We start from the raw sequence: 17,214 nt of genomic DNA on the forward strand, positions 1-17,214 counted from the left end.
CCAACAAAGATGCAGATTGAAGGATGAAATGTAATCAGTTAGGGCACTTATAAACCTGACCAATCATCTCACTGGCGGTCGGGACAAAGCTCGACAGCATACCTTGTGATGGGCTGCTAACACCATAAATCACGTTACCGCCCATTGCCGCGGCCTGATTACGCAGATCGTTTGCCGCACCGCGCATAGAGCCACCTTCTTCGCCGTGCTGACCAGAAAGCCAATTGCTCTGCTTACCGGTTGCGGTGCCAACCAGTTGACACTCTGCGCCAGGCTTGTCTTCAACAAAGCGTACGCTTTGTCCGGCTGAACTCAGTTCGTTGCTGGAGCTACAACCCGCCATCAGTAGCGCGGCACCAACGATCCCTGCTAAGTATTTCACGTGCATGTTATTCCCCATAATCAATGCGCTGGACGTTTTGTCCGTAGCTGAATCATATACTAAAAATATGACCAAAAGAAAAACCCCCGGACATTTCTGCCCGGGGGTTTCTCATTTTTCGCGAGATGCGTATTTAATCAAATAATTCAGGTTGCAGGCAGGTGGCGAGTTCATGAATCCCCAGGAGCTTACATAAGTAAGTGACTGGGGTGAACGAACGCAGCCAACGAACCTGCGGCTTGAAGTATGAAGATTAAATTACATCATGCCGCCCATTCCACCCATGCCGCCCATACCGCCAGCGCCACCTAAATCAGGGGAATCACCTTTTGGCAGGTCAGTTACCATGCACTCGGTGGTGATCATCAGACCCGCAACAGAAGCCGCGTACTGCAGCGCAGAACGGGTTACTTTGGTCGGATCCAGAATACCCATGTCGATCATGTTACCGTATTCTTCAGTTGCTGCGTTGTAACCGTAGTTACCGTCACCCGCTTTCACGGTGTTAGCCACAACAGACGGCTCTTCGCCACAGTTCAGAACGATCTGACGCAGCGGGGATTCCATTGCGCGCAGCGCAACTTTGATACCCACGTTCTGGTCTTCGTTCTGGCCACGCAGTTCACTCAGTTTGGAAGCTACACGGATCAGCGCAACACCACCACCAGCAACCACGCCTTCTTCTACCGCAGCACGGGTCGCGTGCAGGGCATCTTCAACGCGTGCTTTCTTCTCTTTCATTTCAACTTCGGTAGCAGCACCCACTTTGATAACTGCAACGCCGCCTGCCAGTTTCGCTACGCGCTCCTGCAGTTTTTCACGGTCGTAGTCGGAAGTTGCTTCTTCGATCTGCTGACGAATCTGAGTTACACGGCCCTGGATTGCCGCTTCTTCACCCACGCCATCGATGATGGTGGTGGTATCTTTGTTGATCACAACGCGTTTTGCCTGACCCAGATCTTCCAGGGTCGCTTTTTCCAGCTCCATACCGATCTCTTCAGAGATAACGGTACCGCCAGTCAGCGTCGCGATATCCTGCAGCATAGCTTTACGGCGGTCGCCGAAGCCAGGTGCTTTAACCGCAGCCACTTTCACAATGCCACGCATGGTGTTAACAACCAGGGTAGCCAGTGCTTCACCTTCAACATCTTCAGCGATGATCAGCAGCGGTTTGCCTGCTTTCGCAACGGCTTCCAGAACCGGCAGCATTTCACGGATGTTGGAGATTTTCTTATCAGCCAGCAGGATAAACGGAGTTTCCAGTTCTACTGCGCCTGTTTCCGGCTTGTTGATGAAGTAAGGAGACAGGTAGCCACGGTCAAACTGCATACCTTCAACCACGTCCAGTTCGTCCTGCAGACCGGTACCGTCTTCAACGGTGATCACGCCTTCTTTACCGACTTTGTCCATCGCTTCAGCGATCAGTTTACCTACGGTTTCGTCGGAGTTAGCGGAGATGGTACCAACCTGAGCAATCGCTTTAGAGTCGGAGCACGGTACGGACAGTGTTTTCAGTTCTTCAACCGCAGCAGCGACAGCTTTGTCGATACCACGTTTCAGATCCATCGGGTTCATACCCGCAGCAACGGCTTTCAGACCTTCAGTGATGATGGACTGAGCCAGTACGGTTGCAGTGGTAGTACCGTCACCTGCAGCGTCGTTCGCTTTAGAGGCAACTTCTTTTACCATCTGTGCGCCCATGTTTTCGAACTTGTCTTCCAGCTCGATTTCACGTGCTACGGAAACACCATCTTTAGTGATGGTCGGTGCACCGAAAGATTTATCCAGAACCACGTTACGGCCTTTTGGACCGAGGGTAACTTTCACTGCATCTGCCAGTACGTTCACGCCGCGCAGCATTTTCACACGAGCGTCGTTACCGAATTTTACGTCTTTAGCTGCCATTTTCTCTTTCCCTTAAATTCGTATGTTCAGTGTCGTTCGCGGATTAAGCTTCAACAATCGCCAGGATGTCGCTTTCAGACATGATCAACACTTCTTCATTGTCGATCTTCTCAGATTTAACACCGTAGCCATCGTTGAAAATGACGATGTCGCCAACTTTCACGTCCAGCGGCTGTACGGTACCGTTGTCCAGGATGCGGCCCTTACCGACAGCGATGATTTCGCCACGAGTTGATTTACCCGCTGCAGAACCGGTCAGTACGATGCCGCCAGCAGATTTGGATTCAACTTCTTTACGTTTGACGATCACACGATCATGTAACGGACGAATACTCATTGATAGCTCTCCTTTGAGAAAGTCTTTATCAGTTATGGGTGGCGCCGGCCCGTGAACGGTTTCCCGGCTAGTGACCAGAGAAATGGGGATGAGGTTTTACTCCTTCAAGGGGGCAAGCGAAAAAAAAAATTTATCAGGAGAAAATCCCGTCAAAACACCGACACACCTCACATTTCATAACGATTTCAGCCACGTCGTCATAAGCAAATCCGATTGTGATACCATCAAAAATCTGCGCTGTAACCCGATTAACGGGCGTAACCGGATAACAACTTATGAGTGGACTGAAGCAAGAGCTGGGACTGGCTCAGGGCATTGGCCTGTTGTCGACATCACTGTTAGGAACGGGTGTTTTTGCCGTCCCCGCGCTGGCTGCACTGGTAGCAGGTAATAATAGCCTGTGGGCGTGGCCGGTCCTCATCGTTTTAGTCTTTCCCGTGGCGATTGTTTTTGCCGTGCTTGGTCGCCATTTCCCCAGCGCAGGTGGCGTGGCTCATTTTGTCGGCATGGCCTTTGGTCCCCGCCTGGAGCGCGTTACCGGCTGGCTGTTTTTATCAGTGATTCCCGTCGGACTGCCTGCGGCATTACATATTGCCGCCGGATTCGGTCAGGCAATGTTTGGCTGGCATGGCTGGCAGCTTTTGCTGGCAGAACTCGGTACGCTGGCGTTGGTTTGGTACGTTGGCTCCCGTGGCGCCAGTTCCAGCGCTAACCTGCAAACAGCAATAGCCGGACTGATTGTAGCCCTCATTGTCGCCATCTGGTGGGCAGGCAATCTGAAACCCGGTGAAATCCCCTTCCCTTCCGTGACCGATATTGAGCTGCCAGGGTTGTTCGCGGCGCTGTCGGTGATGTTCTGGTGTTTTGTCGGCCTTGAAGCATTCGCCCACCTGGCCTCAGAGTTCAAAAACCCAGAGCGAGACTTCCCGCGCGCACTGATGATTGGCCTGCTGCTGGCTGGCTCAGTCTACTGGGCGTGTACAGTCGTGGTACTACATTTTGGTGCCTATGGCGAACAGATGGCGGCGGCGGCGTCACTGCCCGAAATCGTCGTTCAGTTGTTTGGCGTACAAGCGCTGTGGGTCGCCTGCGTGATTGGCTATCTGGCCTGCTTTGCCAGTCTGAACATTTATATTCAGAGTTTTTCCCGCCTGGTGTGGTCGCAAGCGCAATATAAACCGGAGAGTTATCTGGCTCGCCTGTCCCCTCGCCATCTTCCACGCAATGCGTTGAACGCAGTATTAGGTTGCTGCGTGGTCAGCACATTGTGCATCTATATACTGCAAATCAACCTCGACGCATTAATCATCTATGCCAATGGCATCTTTATCATGATTTATCTGCTGTGCATGCTGGCAGGATGTCGACTTCTGAAAGGGCATTATCGCACGCTGGCGGTGATTGGCTGCCTGCTGTGTCTGCTGTTGTTGGCCATGGTCGGCTGGAAGAGTCTGTACGCACTGACGATGTTGGCTGGATTGTGGCTTTTTTTACCCAAACGAAAAATAGCTACCCACCAAATGTAAGCCAGACAAGACGTTTCGTCGCGATCTGGCTTACATGCCCGGCGGCGCAATTTAATCCCGGCGATCGTCATCTTTATGATCAAGACGGTTGCGATCGTCGTCTTTACGCTGAAACTCACCGTCAAAGGTATCCCCCCCACCGGTTCCGGCACTAAAGCCGCCTCCCGACATGCGCGAAAAGCGCAGGTGCGGCAGCAACTTCATCGTCAGATGCTTCTGCACCGGAGGTAATAAAAGAAGAAGGCCAAGGAAGTCGGTGAAGAAGCCCGGCAGCACCAGCAGCAAACCAGCAATAATCAGCGACACGCTCTTGATCATTTCTGCAGCCGGACTTTCACCTGCCGCCATCTTTTGTTGCATCAATAAAAAGTTCTTAAAACCCTGGTTACGAACCAGAGACATACCGATAACTGAGGTAAAAATAACCAAAATCAGGGTCATCAGGACACCCATCACATGGGCAACCTGGATAAAAATAGATATCTCTATGTAAACATAGAGAAAAATGGCAAGTAATGGTATCCAGCGCAAAGGGTTCTCCTGTTAATAACAGCCGTTTTCGTAACGTCTGTCGAAAAATTATGCTTCTCGCATCGGAAAGATGTGGTGGTGGTTAGCAAAATTTCAAGCTACTTGTACACTTATCTTTGGTGTTAATACTAAAGGGGTGATCTATTTCACAAAATAATAAATAAGGAGTAAATTCCACGTTTTAAGTGATCCAGATTACGGTAGAAATCCTGAACCAGCATATGATCTCGAGTATCAGACCGATGCAGGGGATAATCGTCGGTCGAGAAACAATCGAAATCACATATATCCTGTGTGTTTAGTAAAAATCATTGGCAGCTTGAAAAAGAAGGTTCACATGTTAAACAACATTCGTATCGAAGAAGACTTGTTGGGTACCAGGGAAGTTCCAGCGGACGCCTACTATGGTGTTCATACTCTGAGAGCGATTGAAAACTTCTACATTAGCAACAACAAAATCAGTGATATCCCTGAATTTGTTCGCGGTATGGTAATGGTGAAAAAGGCAGCGGCCCTGGCCAACAAAGAGCTGCAAACCATTCCTAAGAGCGTGGCAAATGCCATCATCGCAGCGTGTGATGAAGTCCTGAATAACGGAAAATGCATGGATCAGTTCCCGGTAGATGTTTACCAGGGTGGTGCGGGTACCTCCGTCAACATGAACACCAACGAAGTGCTGGCCAATATCGGTCTGGAACTGATGGGTCACCAGAAAGGTGAATATCAGTACCTGAACCCGAACGACCACGTGAACAAATGTCAGTCCACCAACGACGCTTACCCGACCGGCTTCCGTATCGCTGTTTACGCATCCATCATCAAACTGATTGATGCCCTGAACCAGCTGCGTGAAGGCTTCGAACAAAAAGCCGTTGAATTCCAGGACATCCTGAAAATGGGTCGTACCCAGCTGCAGGATGCTGTACCGATGACCCTCGGTCAGGAATTCCGTGCTTTCAGCGTTCTGTTGAAAGAAGAAGTGAAAAACATTGGCCGTACTGCTGAGCTGCTGCTGGAAGTAAACCTTGGCGCAACCGCAATCGGTACAGGTCTGAACACCCCGAAAGAGTACTCTCCGCTGGCAGTACAGAAACTGGCTGAAGTAACTGGTTTTGCCTGTGTTCCTGCTGAAGACCTGATTGAAGCGACCTCCGACTGCGGCGCATACGTTATGGTGCACAGTGCACTGAAACGTCTGGCTGTGAAGATGTCCAAAATCTGTAACGACCTGCGTTTGCTCTCCTCTGGCCCACGTGCCGGTCTGAACGAGATCAACCTGCCGGAACTGCAGGCGGGTTCTTCTATCATGCCAGCAAAAGTAAACCCAGTAATCCCGGAAGTCGTCAACCAGGTGTGCTTTAAAGTCATCGGTAACGACATCACCGTCACCATGGCGTCAGAAGCAGGTCAGCTGCAGTTGAACGTAATGGAGCCGGTAATCGGCCAGGCAATGTTCGAATCCATCCATATTCTGAGCAATGCTTGCTACAACCTGCTGGAGAAATGCGTTAACGGTATCACCGCTAACAAAGAAGTGTGTGAAGCATTCGTTTATAACTCCATCGGTATCGTAACTTACCTGAACCCGTTCATCGGTCACCACAACGGCGATATCGTCGGTAAAATCTGTGCCGAAACCGGTAAGAGCGTCCGTGAAGTTGTCCTCGAACGCGGTCTGTTGACCGAAGCAGAACTGGACGATATCTTCTCTGCTCAGAACCTGATGCACCCGGCTTATAAAGCAAAACGTTATACTGATGAAAGCGAACAGTAATCGTGTAGGGTAGTACCAGAGAAGGCACGTCAGATGACGTGCCTTTTTTCTTGCACCAAGTTACTTAAAAACAACAATTTAATATCAACTTGTTAAACAACAAGGAAGGCTAATATGATAGTTTTAGAACTTATCATCGTTTTGCTGGCAATCTTTTTAGGTGCCAGACTTGGGGGTATCGGTATTGGATTTGCAGGTGGGCTGGGTGTTCTGGTTCTCGCCGCTATTGGCGTGAAACCAGGTAATATTCCGTTCGATGTTATTTCCATTATCATGGCAGTTATCGCTGCTATCTCTGCCATGCAGATTGCAGGTGGTCTGGACTACCTGGTTCACCAAACTGAAAAACTGCTGCGTAAGAACCCGAAATACATCACGATCCTTGCACCAATCGTGACCTATTTCCTGACTATCTTTGCAGGTACAGGCAACATCTCTCTGGCAACGCTGCCGGTTATCGCTGAAGTTGCGAAGGAACAAGGGATCAAACCTTGCCGTCCTCTGTCTACTGCGGTGGTTTCTGCACAGATTGCGATTACTGCATCGCCTATCTCCGCAGCAGTGGTTTACATGTCTTCCGTCATGGAAGGTCATGGCATCAGCTACATCCACCTGCTGTCCGTGGTCATCCCGTCCACTCTGCTGGCGGTACTGGTGATGTCCTTCCTGGTCACTATGCTGTTCAACTCCAAGCTGTCTGACGATCCGGTTTACCGTAAACGTCTGGAAGAAGGCCTGGTCGAACTGCGCGGTGAAAGACAAGTTGAAATCAAAGCAGGCGCAAAAACCTCTGTATGGCTGTTCCTGCTGGGCGTGGTTTGCGTGGTGGCTTATGCCATCATCAACAGCCCAAGTCTCGGCCTGGTCGCTAAACCGCTGATGAACACCACCAACGCTATCTTGATCATCATGCTGAGCATCGCGACGCTGACCACGATCATCTGCCGCGTTGAAACAGACTCCATCCTGAACTCCAGCACCTTCAAAGCCGGTATGAGCGCCTGTATTTGTATCCTGGGCGTTGCATGGCTGGGTGATACTTTCGTCTCTCACAACATTGACTGGATCAAAGATACTGCAGGTAGTGTCATTCAGGGTCATCCGTGGTTGCTGGCTGTCATCTTCTTCTTTGCTTCTGCTCTGCTGTACTCTCAGGCAGCAACCGCGAAAGCACTGATGCCGATGGCTCTGGCACTGAACGTTTCTCCGCTGACTGCTGTTGCGTCTTTTGCTGCCGTTTCTGGTCTGTTCATTCTGCCAACTTACCCAACGCTGGTTGCGGCGGTTCAGATGGATGACACTGGTACAACCCGCATCGGTAAATTCGTCTTTAACCATCCGTTCTTCATCCCGGGTACGCTGGGTGTGGTACTGGCTGTCTGCTTCGGCTTCTTGCTGGGCAGCTTCATGCTGTAAGTTTTACCTGCAGGGTGCTTTATGCGCCCTGCAGTTCCTTCCTCCCGCCTCGCTTTGACTAACATCCTTCCCTCGTCCGTTGTATAGTGACCCCTCTCTTGCTGGTTACTCTGTTCTTTCGAGGTGTTTATGCTTGATGTAAAGAGTCAGGATATCCCCATCCCCGATACCGTAGTGGTACTCTGTACCGCTCCGGATGAAGCAACCGCCCAGGATCTTGCAGCTAAAGTACTGGCAGAAAAACTGGCCGCCTGCGTCACACTGCTACCCGGTGCGACCTCCCTTTATTATTGGGAAGGTAAGCTGGAACAAGAATATGAAGTGCAGATGATTTTAAAAACCTCCGTCACGCACCAGCAAGCGCTTCTCGATTGCCTGAAGTCACATCACCCGTACCAAACACCTGAACTTCTGGTTTTACCCGTCACCCACGGAGATTGTAATTACCGCTCATGGCTCAACGCATCCTTACGCTGATCCTGCTGCTCTGCAGCACATCGACTTTTGCTGGCTTATTTGACGCGCCTGGCCGCTCACAGTTTGTCCCTGTCGACCAGGCATTTGTGTTTGATTTTCAGCAAAACCAACACGACCTAAACCTCTCCTGGCAGGTAAAAGACGGCTACTATCTTTATCGTAAACAGATAAGCATAACCCCGTCTCAAGCCGAGACTGCCGAGGTAAAACTGCCGCCAGGGGTCTGGCATGAAGATGAGTTTTACGGCAAGAGCGAAATTTATCGTAAGCAGTTGAACATCCCCATCACGGTCAAGCAAGCTGCCGCGGGAGCTACGCTAACGGTCACCTATCAGGGTTGTGCCGACGCTGGGTTCTGCTATCCGCCAGAAACAAAAACCGTGCCGTTAAGTGAAGTGTCTGCCGATACCAGGGCAACACCTGCGCCAACCCCTGCCACTGTCGCACCGCAAGAGAAACCACAACCCACAGCCCAACTCCCCTTTTCCGCGCTGTGGGCATTACTGATCGGGATTGGCATCGCCTTTACACCTTGCGTACTGCCGATGTACCCGCTGATTTCCGGTATCGTGCTGGGTGGAAAACAACGCTTATCAACCGGGCGAGCATTGCTGCTGACCTTTATCTATGTCCAGGGAATGGCGCTCACCTACACCGCACTAGGTCTGGTCGTTGCCGCAGCCGGATTGCAGTTCCAGGCGGCGCTGCAGCATCCTTATGTGCTGGCAGGCCTTGCAATCGTCTTTACGCTGCTGGCCCTGTCGATGTTTGGCCTGTTCACGCTACAACTGCCCTCTTCACTACAAACGCGCCTCACACTAATGAGTAACCGCCAGCAAGGCGGCTCTCCCGGCAGCGTGTTTGTAATGGGGGCAATTGCCGGTCTGATCTGTTCGCCTTGCACCACCGCCCCACTGAGCGCAATTTTGCTGTATATCACTCAGAGCGGAGACATGTGGCTGGGCGGCGGTACGCTGTATCTGTACGCGCTGGGAATGGGATTACCTCTGATGCTCATTACCGTCTTTGGTAATCGTCTGCTGCCGAAAAGCGGCCCGTGGATGGAACATGTCAAAACCGCCTTTGGTTTTGTCATCCTGGCGCTCCCCGTATTTTTACTGGAGCGTATTATCGGCGACGAATGGGGGATCCGCTTGTGGTCACTACTCGGCGTCGCGTTTTTTGGCTGGGCATTCATTACGAGCCTGCAAGCAAAGCGCCCATGGATGCGCATTATGCAAATTGCCCTGCTAGTCGCCGCACTGGTGAGCGTACGTCCATTGCAGGATTGGGCATTCGGCGCGCCGCATGCTCAAACGCAGGCGCACCTGAATTTCAAACCTATCGCAACGGTTGATGAGTTAAATCAGGCGCTGACGGAGGCAAAAGGCAAACCGGTAATGCTGGATCTGTACGCCGACTGGTGCGTAGCCTGCAAAGAGTTTGAGAAATACACCTTCAGCGATCCACTGGTTCAACGAGCATTAGGCAACACGGTATTATTGCAGGCGGACGTCACGGCAAATAGCGCCCAGGATGTCGCACTGTTGAAGCATCTACAGGTTTTAGGACTGCCAACGATCTTGTTCTTTGATGCCCAGGGTAAAGAACAGCCAAATGCGCGGGTCACAGGCTTTATGGATGCCGCAACCTTTAGCGCACATTTGCACGATCGCCAACCGTGAGCGACACTTGCAAAAGGAAAACGGAGGAGAGTACCGTGCAACGTGAAGATGTCCTGGGAGAAGCCCTGAAACTACTAGAAGTTCAAGGGATAGCCAATACCACGCTCGAAATGGTGGCCAATCACATTGATTATCCGCTTGATGAACTGCAGCGCTTCTGGCCCGATAAAGAGGCTATTCTATACGATGCTCTGCGTTACCTCAGCCAGCGGGTGGATATCTGGCGGCGTCAGCTTTTGCTGGATGATACCTTGAGCGCTGAGCAGAAGTTACTGGCTCGCTATAACGCCCTGGCCGATTGTGTGAACAACAACCGCTATCCCGGCTGCCTGTTCATTGCCGCCTGTACGTTCTACCCCGATCCCGGGCATCCGATCCATCAGTTAGCCGATCAGCAAAAAAAGGCGGCACATCATTTTACCCATGAACTGCTGACCACGCTGGAAGTTGACGACCCGGCGATGGTCGCCAGGCAGATGGAACTGGTGCTTGAAGGCTGCCTGAGCCGAATGCTGGTCAATCGTAGCCAAGCCGACGTAGAAACGGCACACCGCCTGGCAGAAGATATCCTGCGCTTCGCCCAATGTCGTCAGGGCGGCGCGCTGACCTAAGCAAACATATCAGGTCATGTAGCGAGTGAGTCAGTCACCGTGCATCAAGATAAAAGGTGCGATGTAAAACGACCCGCTCGCTGCCAGCATCGCCTGTTTAAATCGCACCAGTCTGGAAGATTTGTGCAAACCTCAGTCATAAACGCACCGATTGCCGTAATATTAAGCGGTTGGACGACTTTTCCTGAAATTTTATTGACTGTCAGGCGTGAATACGGTTTAATGCGCCCCGTTGCCCGGATAGCTCAGTCGGTAGAGCAGGGGATTGAAAATCCCCGTGTCCTTGGTTCGATTCCGAGTCCGGGCACCACTATTTAAAGAACCCGCCTATGGCGGGTTTTTGCTTTTCAAGGTACCGGTAGATTTCTGGTCGAGCTGAACCCAGACGCCACAACCCAACTCTTCCATCCAGTCTCAGCATTGCCCTTTGATGATTTCCTGCCAATCTGGTCTCGCCACCATCCTTTTACAGGCCGCAAACTGACGGTGCCCATTATTCCCGTCATGTATATCTCCCCGGTAGATTCATCACCCCAGGGCAGTATCCGGTCTTTGTCCGGTCCCTCCGCTATCTCACAAGGCTGAAACTCCCCCTGTTGCGTCAAAATTCTGATTCACAGTGTGTTAATCAAAAATTCATTGTCTGAGCTGCTCATACATTAGACAATAACCCCTATTTATTACGTGTGTTAACTGGCTGTGCCCTGCACTCCACCCTGGAAGGTGTCCCGTTAATGGATTTAACTGCAATCCCCCTGAATAAATCGTTATCACTCTACAGGCTGGAGATCAATGCCAGCACGGTTATCCCCGATGTGCTGAGATTCAGAGGCCGGGAAGCCCTGAGCCAGCCTTTCTCATGGCGCATCGAGTTCACCACACCGCAGACCGTTCAGGGTGAAGATGTTCTGATGAAATATGCCAGTTTCGATATGAACGGGCATAAAGCCATTCACGGTATGATTACCGCCTTCGAATGGCTCTCCACCAGTGCCGACCAGTCTCATTACGCCATAACCCTTGAATCCCGTCTCGCCCTGCTCTCCCGCTCCCGCCGTTGTGCTGTGTTCCAGAATCAGTCTGTACCCGAAGTAGTGGAACAGGTGTTGCGGGCTCACGGACTGGAGGGACCGGATTTTGAATTCCGCCTCTCCCTTGAATACCCATGCCGTGAAGTCATTACCCAGTGGCATGAAACTGACCTCGAATTTATCCAGCGACTGCTGGCAGAAGTTGGCATCTGGTTCCGCTTTGAAATGAACGACGCGACAGAACTGGACGTAGTGATTTTTGGCGATACCCAGCTTCAGTATGTATTTGATGTCAGACTGCCCTATCGGGAGCCATCGGGCCTGTCTGCGGAAGAATGTGTCTGGAGTGTGCGTACCAGGCACAACGTGGTGCCGGGTGGGGTACATGCAAATACCTACAACTACCGTACCGCCACCACACCGATGCATGCCAGAGTCTCTGTTCGCAGTGATGCGCTGACAACGGGGGAACATTACCGCTACGGTGAAACCTACCTGAAGGACGGGGATGATACTGACCCGGAGCCCGCCACAGAGAGCGGCGCATTCTGTGCGCGAATTCATCATGAAAGAGAACTGAACAGCTCATCTCGCCTGCATCTCTTCAGCAATGCCCCCCATCTGATGCCCGGGCAGGTGCTGGATCCACAGGGCGAAATTATTACCGCGCTGAAAGAAGGGATGCTAACGACTCTGGTGACGTTTATTGGCTCGCGTGATTCCCGTCTGCACGTCTCGGTGTGGGGGCAGCCTTATACAGAACGCTACTGTTTCCGCCCTGTCTGTCCTGAGCGCCCTGAGATCAATGGGACACTTCCCGCCCGCATCGAGAGCCGTGAGAAACACGATATATATGCCCATCTCGATGAGCACGGACGTTACCGGGTGAAGCTGGATTTTGACCGCAACGACAGTGAACAGGGCTACGGCTATCTGTGGCTGAGAATGGCTAAACCCTATAGTGGTCCGAATTATGGCTGGCATACGCCGCTCACAGACGGGACTGAAGTCGCCATTGCATTCAGCAACGGTGACATTGACCTGCCCTACATTTCCCATGCCATGCACGACTCTGAACATGCCGATATTGTGACCCGCGATAACCGCAGCCAGAACATTCTGCGCACGGCTGGTGGGAATGAACTACGGATGGAAGACCTGCGCGGTGAGGAGCACATTGCACTGACCACGCCTTATGGCGCTTCGCAGTTAAATCAGGGCCATATCACTGACGGCCAAGGTAAACCGCGCGGTTCCGGTTTTGAGCTGCGCACCGATGAACACGGGGTGATCCGGGTGGCGAAAGGGCTGTTCATCACCGCCGAGGGGCAGTCTAAAGCGGCGGGTGACGTCCTGGATATGGATACGGCGTTGCGTGAAATTGAAATCTGCCAGAATCAGTTGCAGGCACTGGCTGCTGCTGCGGAACAGGCTCAGGCGCTGGAAGCCGATATCGCCAGTCAGATAGCCATGTTCGACAAACGCCTGAAACCACTGAACGAGATGATTCACTTGCACGGCCCGGAAGGCGTGGCCTTCACCAGCGGCGAACACATGCAGATGAGCGCCGCGCAGAACGTGGCCTTCAATGTAGGCAGCGATTTCAGCAGCGGATCGATGGGCAACACCGCGATACTGGCTGGGGAAAGCGTCGGGTTGTTTGCCAGAACAGGTTCGCTGAGCCTGAACGCCAGCGAAGGTCCGGTGCAGATACAGGCGCAGAACGGGGAAATGCACCTGAGCGCCGAGCAGAAACTGAGCCTGATAGCGATGGGCGACATGCTATTCGCGGGCAAGAAAAAAGTGACGCTGATTGGTGGTGGGAGCTACCTCATCCTCCATGACGGGAAGATTGAGTACGGGACGAGCTCGACCTATACGCGAAAGATTAAGCGGTCTGTGGTAACAGGAACCGCAACGGTGCCCGTGGATTTACCCTCTCACAACAAAGTGGCAGACTTGCCACCGGTTCTGAACGCGTTTTCATTTTCATAAGCAAGGAATGCACAGATGCACATTTCACCGCCCATCCTGTTTCCCCGCCAGAATAATGAAGAGTATGCCGCCTGGGTCATGCGGACGATGCCTGTCGACCCGCGTCGTGGTTTTCCGGTAAACGCGGTTGAGTCATGGCACGGTGGCATTCATATCCCCCATACCGATACCGGCGCGTTAGCCAATCCGCTGAGAGCCGTTGCTGATGGTGTGGTGGTTTATGCAAATTACCCTACGCCCACGGAGAAACGTGATACAAAACCGCTGAACTACGATGGCGCAACGGATAATGGCTGTGTGCTTATTCGTCATGAAATCCTCACGGGTGAAGACCCTGTGGCGTGCGTGTTTTACTCGCTGACCATGCACATGAAACAGGTACGCCCTGAAATTCAGGATAAACCGGGTGTTATCGTCAGACGGGGCCAGGTCATTGGCACCACCGGTATGGTCAGCGGGCAAAACGCGTACCATTTTCAGCTGTGCTGCTCTTCCGATATGCTGAAGATGCTGTGCGGTCGCGACCACGGGAGTCTGGATGTCAGCGCGCCGGGCAGAACGAAACCTGTTTATGGCCATCGCTATTTCCTTCTTCCGGAAGGGACCGCCATTTATCAGGGGAGCACGCCTTACGGGCTGTCAAAATTCCCTTGCTGCGTTACCGCCGAAGCGCTCTATGTTATCCATGAAGGTGCGAAAACCCGGACGCTGCATAAGGTCGGTGATGATTACCAGCCCGTCGGGGAAACAGCCATCGCCGTGGACTATATCTGCGAACCCACACCGACAGTCAGCGGGCATAAAACCTACAGTGAGTGGGTACGTATGGCCTACCCCGGTGGTGAAGGATGGGTAGATGTTTCGTCTCCGGCGGTGAATACCTGGACGGATGCCGATTTCCCCGACTGGGCGGGCTGGACTCTTGTTGATGACGACACCACGCCAGATGGTCAGTGCAATTCGGCGACAGTAAAGAAAGCGCAGGAAAAGCAGAATACTGATTTTACCCGCTTTATCTGTCAGTTTTCGCTGGAATGGGATTTTGCCTCGTTTGACACCCGCTTTTCCTGGCTGAGGGCACCGAATGCGTCGCTGCCTGAGCCGATGAACGATGAGAGTTACGCAGAACTAAAGGAGCATGCCCGGGCTCTGTCGTTCTTCGATAAACTCCCCGTGGACACCCAGAAAGAGCTAATGGGTCTGGTCTGGCATTTTGACCCGCGTGGTCTGATGATCCAGCTCCAAAAAGCAGAGCGTCGACTCATCTATAGTACAAAAAATAAGATGAATGATTTTACTGCTGACGATATGCGTTACGGTGATTTATCCAAAGAGCAGATACTGGCGCAGGGGAAGCTGAACCGGGTAAACCTGTTTGGTGAGGAGTTTAAGATCAACCTGTTTAATTTTAACAAAACGGTGGATGAGCACTTCGCCAGCATGGACAGCATGGCTTTCTGGACTGCAAGTGGTGAGTATGCCCCCCTTATCCAGATCATGCTTGAGAAATTCAAAAAAAATGAAGGTGGGATAATGCAACACGAGTTGCTGAACAAGGCATTTCTGGAGCACGGGACTACGAAAAAATGCGTCGATACAATAGAAAAAATAATGATAAATATATTTTATAGCAATGAATACAACACCTTTAAAACTAATGATATTAATAAAATCACATCAGACATTGCGGAGCAAGTTACTCTTCCAAAATTTACTGATTTGGATTGGTTCAATGGTTTGGGCATAACCATCCATGATACTTACTCCACGAAGATATATCTTGATGATTTCGAGATTATAGAAAATGAAACTGATAGATTCCGCAGTAAAAGATTTAAAGCACGATTAACATTTCAGATTCAGGACCATTTCGGGTTAGATATTGCTGATTTAAATGGGAAAATATTTGAACTCTCCCCTTGGTTTTGCTCTTGGTTCATTCTTCAGCGATATAGAGGCTATAGCTTTAAACCTTTTATTAATGAATCAAATTTCAGTGTTTGGATAGAAGGGTAACAAAATGAAATACTTGAAAACAATCGTTATTATATTTATTTTTGGTGCATTTTATATCCTCTATGCATTCTATATCCGCCAAGGCCATATAAATAAAATCTATCAGCACACAGAACACAGTGAAATCTGGGATAAGAACTGCAAATCAACTGTTATTTTAGTAGATGATGCACCTCTGTCCCATTATGCTCTGGAAAAACTCTGGAAAAAAAATAGCAAGGAAATTATCGAGAAATGGAATCCCTTCACAGATGAGTGTGATGATGTTCTTTTCGTTAAAAACAATATTGGGTATATCAAACATAGTGGAGATGTTAAGTTTTGGATAGCCGATGATGAAATTTGCTTGAATGACTCCTTAGGAGGGTGCATCTCATGGGAAGATCGTTTATTTTATGTCGGGCTAAGAGCTTCTATTTTAGGTAATGAAACCGTAGGGGAAATTAACGGAAAACCTATCTACATTCGATTCATTGGCCAATAGTCGATAACTTGTTAGCATCACAGTCATATAAAAACCCAAACTAACACAGATGATATCAGGAGTAGCTTACCGTTATGATTACTTTCTTGAGAGTTGTTTTCATGCTTTCTCAGATTTACATTTCTTTAGCGTCAGTGTTTTTTGTGACTGGGCATGTACTTAAAGACCCTATGCAAAATGGTCTTTACCTAATTTATGCTTTAACTTTGCCCATTGTTTCTGTAGTGTTTTTTATTTTATGTTGTTGCATAGCAATGATAAGAAAGGATCTTATATTGGGAATCTTCAACGCAATAAATTTCACAGTACTTTTCATATTGTTTTTATTTAAATTGGTTGTGCGATGAGATACACACTCATAAATATAATTAACTATTGATACGGTCTCAGTTTCTCAAGAAAGCTTCGTATTGTCTCCAACAGTCAAATTCTCCCGTTATTCCCCCGCAATTGCCCCCGTCATTTTCCCGCTCCAGATCACCTCGAATTCCTTATGTACAAACACTTTCACTGAAATCTCCCGTTTCCCCGTTCGATTTTCAATGGGTGGGGTTGGCATTTACCGCTGAACACAACATTTATCTTTACCCTATCATCTGGCTACTTTCATAAAATGAGATCAAATCCATCCTGAATAAACACCATAAGCTGATTGTTAATAACAGACCATACTGAGAGAGTATTCTTTTCATATTACATCCTGAACAGATTTGATAGTTTACCAGGCATAGTTAGCATTATGGATGCTGGTAAATGTGGAGATTCATTATTGATTAAACAATCTCAAAGAAATTTAATTAATCATAAAAAATCACAACCCACAATTAAATCACCATCACACTATTCAAACATCAATGCTTATTGATAAAATGAAACCACATACAGATTCATTTATATATTATTCATATAGGTTATTTATCATCCAATAAATTTATCCTCTTCACTACTGAAAGCCCAACAGTAAACAGCACACCATTGCCTTTCATTCCGTGCCACGCCTGCACCATTTTCACGGGGAAACGGGGAAATACCCGTCAAAACGTT

At 50.0% G+C, this 17,214-nt stretch carries 13 protein-coding genes and 1 tRNA gene; 10 read left to right on the plus strand and 4 right to left on the minus strand.

The features are described from left to right. Nucleotides 1-34: 34 nt before the first annotated feature. From E4Z61_RS14840 to E4Z61_RS14855, 3 genes are all read right to left on the minus strand, one after another. Nucleotides 35-388 carry a DUF4156 domain-containing protein gene (locus E4Z61_RS14840; RefSeq protein WP_135323442.1) on the minus strand — a complete coding sequence of 118 codons (354 nt, stop codon included), beginning with the start codon at nucleotides 386-388 and terminating at the stop codon, nucleotides 35-37. Between the two features lie 252 nt (nucleotides 389-640). Next, a complete protein-coding gene (gene groL / locus E4Z61_RS14850; protein ID WP_121585364.1) occupies nucleotides 641-2,287 on the minus strand; it encodes a chaperonin GroEL in 1,647 nt (548 codons plus the stop codon). Nucleotides 2,288-2,330: 43 nt separating this feature from the next. Then, the gene (locus E4Z61_RS14855) at nucleotides 2,331-2,624 is read right to left on the minus strand and encodes a co-chaperone GroES (RefSeq protein ID WP_000027827.1); all 294 of its coding nucleotides are present in this window, start codon (nucleotides 2,622-2,624) and stop codon (nucleotides 2,331-2,333) included. A gap of 275 nt (nucleotides 2,625-2,899) precedes the next feature. On the opposite strand from E4Z61_RS14855, the gene yjeH reads away from it, so the two are divergent. Then, complete coding sequence (gene yjeH, locus E4Z61_RS14860; protein WP_135323443.1) at nucleotides 2,900-4,150, plus strand: L-methionine/branched-chain amino acid transporter; 1,251 nt, start codon at nucleotides 2,900-2,902, stop codon at nucleotides 4,148-4,150. Between the two features lie 51 nt (nucleotides 4,151-4,201). Here yjeH and E4Z61_RS14865 read toward each other — a convergent pair whose 3' ends face one another. Next, a complete protein-coding gene (locus tag E4Z61_RS14865; protein WP_135323444.1) occupies nucleotides 4,202-4,681 on the minus strand; it encodes an FxsA family protein in 480 nt (159 codons plus the stop codon). Between the two features lie 337 nt (nucleotides 4,682-5,018). Here E4Z61_RS14865 and aspA point away from each other — a divergent pair, with 337 nt between their 5' ends. The 9 genes from aspA to E4Z61_RS14910 all read left to right on the plus strand — a co-directional run bounded on the left by aspA (nucleotide 5,019) and on the right by E4Z61_RS14910 (nucleotide 16,170). Beyond that, nucleotides 5,019-6,455: an aspartate ammonia-lyase gene (gene aspA / locus E4Z61_RS14870; RefSeq protein WP_135323445.1), complete on the plus strand. Its 1,437-nt coding sequence runs from the start codon at nucleotides 5,019-5,021 to the stop codon at nucleotides 6,453-6,455. A 114-nt stretch (nucleotides 6,456-6,569) separates the two neighbouring features. Next, on the plus strand, nucleotides 6,570-7,871 hold the full coding sequence (dcuA, locus tag E4Z61_RS14875) for an anaerobic C4-dicarboxylate transporter DcuA (protein WP_135323446.1): 1,302 nt from the start codon (nucleotides 6,570-6,572) through the stop codon (nucleotides 7,869-7,871). Between the two features lie 129 nt (nucleotides 7,872-8,000). Next, nucleotides 8,001-8,348: a divalent cation tolerance protein CutA gene (gene cutA, locus E4Z61_RS14880; protein ID WP_135323447.1), complete on the plus strand. Its 348-nt coding sequence runs from the start codon at nucleotides 8,001-8,003 to the stop codon at nucleotides 8,346-8,348. Continuing rightward, nucleotides 8,324-10,033: a protein-disulfide reductase DsbD gene (locus tag E4Z61_RS14885; RefSeq protein WP_135323448.1), complete on the plus strand. Its 1,710-nt coding sequence runs from the start codon at nucleotides 8,324-8,326 to the stop codon at nucleotides 10,031-10,033. The genes cutA and E4Z61_RS14885 overlap by 25 nt, the downstream gene beginning before the upstream one ends. 35 nt (nucleotides 10,034-10,068) lie before the next feature. Beyond that, nucleotides 10,069-10,644, plus strand: a complete 576-nt coding sequence (locus E4Z61_RS14890) for a transcriptional regulator (RefSeq protein ID WP_135323449.1) — start codon at nucleotides 10,069-10,071, stop codon at nucleotides 10,642-10,644. Nucleotides 10,645-10,878: 234 nt separating this feature from the next. After that, a tRNA-Phe gene (locus E4Z61_RS14895) sits at nucleotides 10,879-10,954 on the plus strand. A 424-nt stretch (nucleotides 10,955-11,378) separates the two neighbouring features. Next, nucleotides 11,379-13,670 carry a type VI secretion system Vgr family protein gene (locus E4Z61_RS14900; RefSeq protein WP_135323450.1) on the plus strand — a complete coding sequence of 764 codons (2,292 nt, stop codon included), beginning with the start codon at nucleotides 11,379-11,381 and terminating at the stop codon, nucleotides 13,668-13,670. A 15-nt stretch (nucleotides 13,671-13,685) separates the two neighbouring features. After that, nucleotides 13,686-15,686 (plus strand): DUF3289 family protein, encoded by a 2,001-nt coding sequence (locus E4Z61_RS14905; protein WP_135323451.1) that lies wholly within the window; start codon nucleotides 13,686-13,688, stop codon nucleotides 15,684-15,686. 4 nt (nucleotides 15,687-15,690) lie between these two features. Beyond that, the gene (locus E4Z61_RS14910; RefSeq protein ID WP_135323452.1) at nucleotides 15,691-16,170 is read left to right on the plus strand and encodes a hypothetical protein; all 480 of its coding nucleotides are present in this window, start codon (nucleotides 15,691-15,693) and stop codon (nucleotides 16,168-16,170) included. Nucleotides 16,171-17,214: the final 1,044 nt, after the last annotated feature.

This window comes from Citrobacter tructae (assembly GCF_004684345.1).
Lineage (GTDB): Bacteria > Pseudomonadota > Gammaproteobacteria > Enterobacterales > Enterobacteriaceae > Citrobacter > Citrobacter tructae.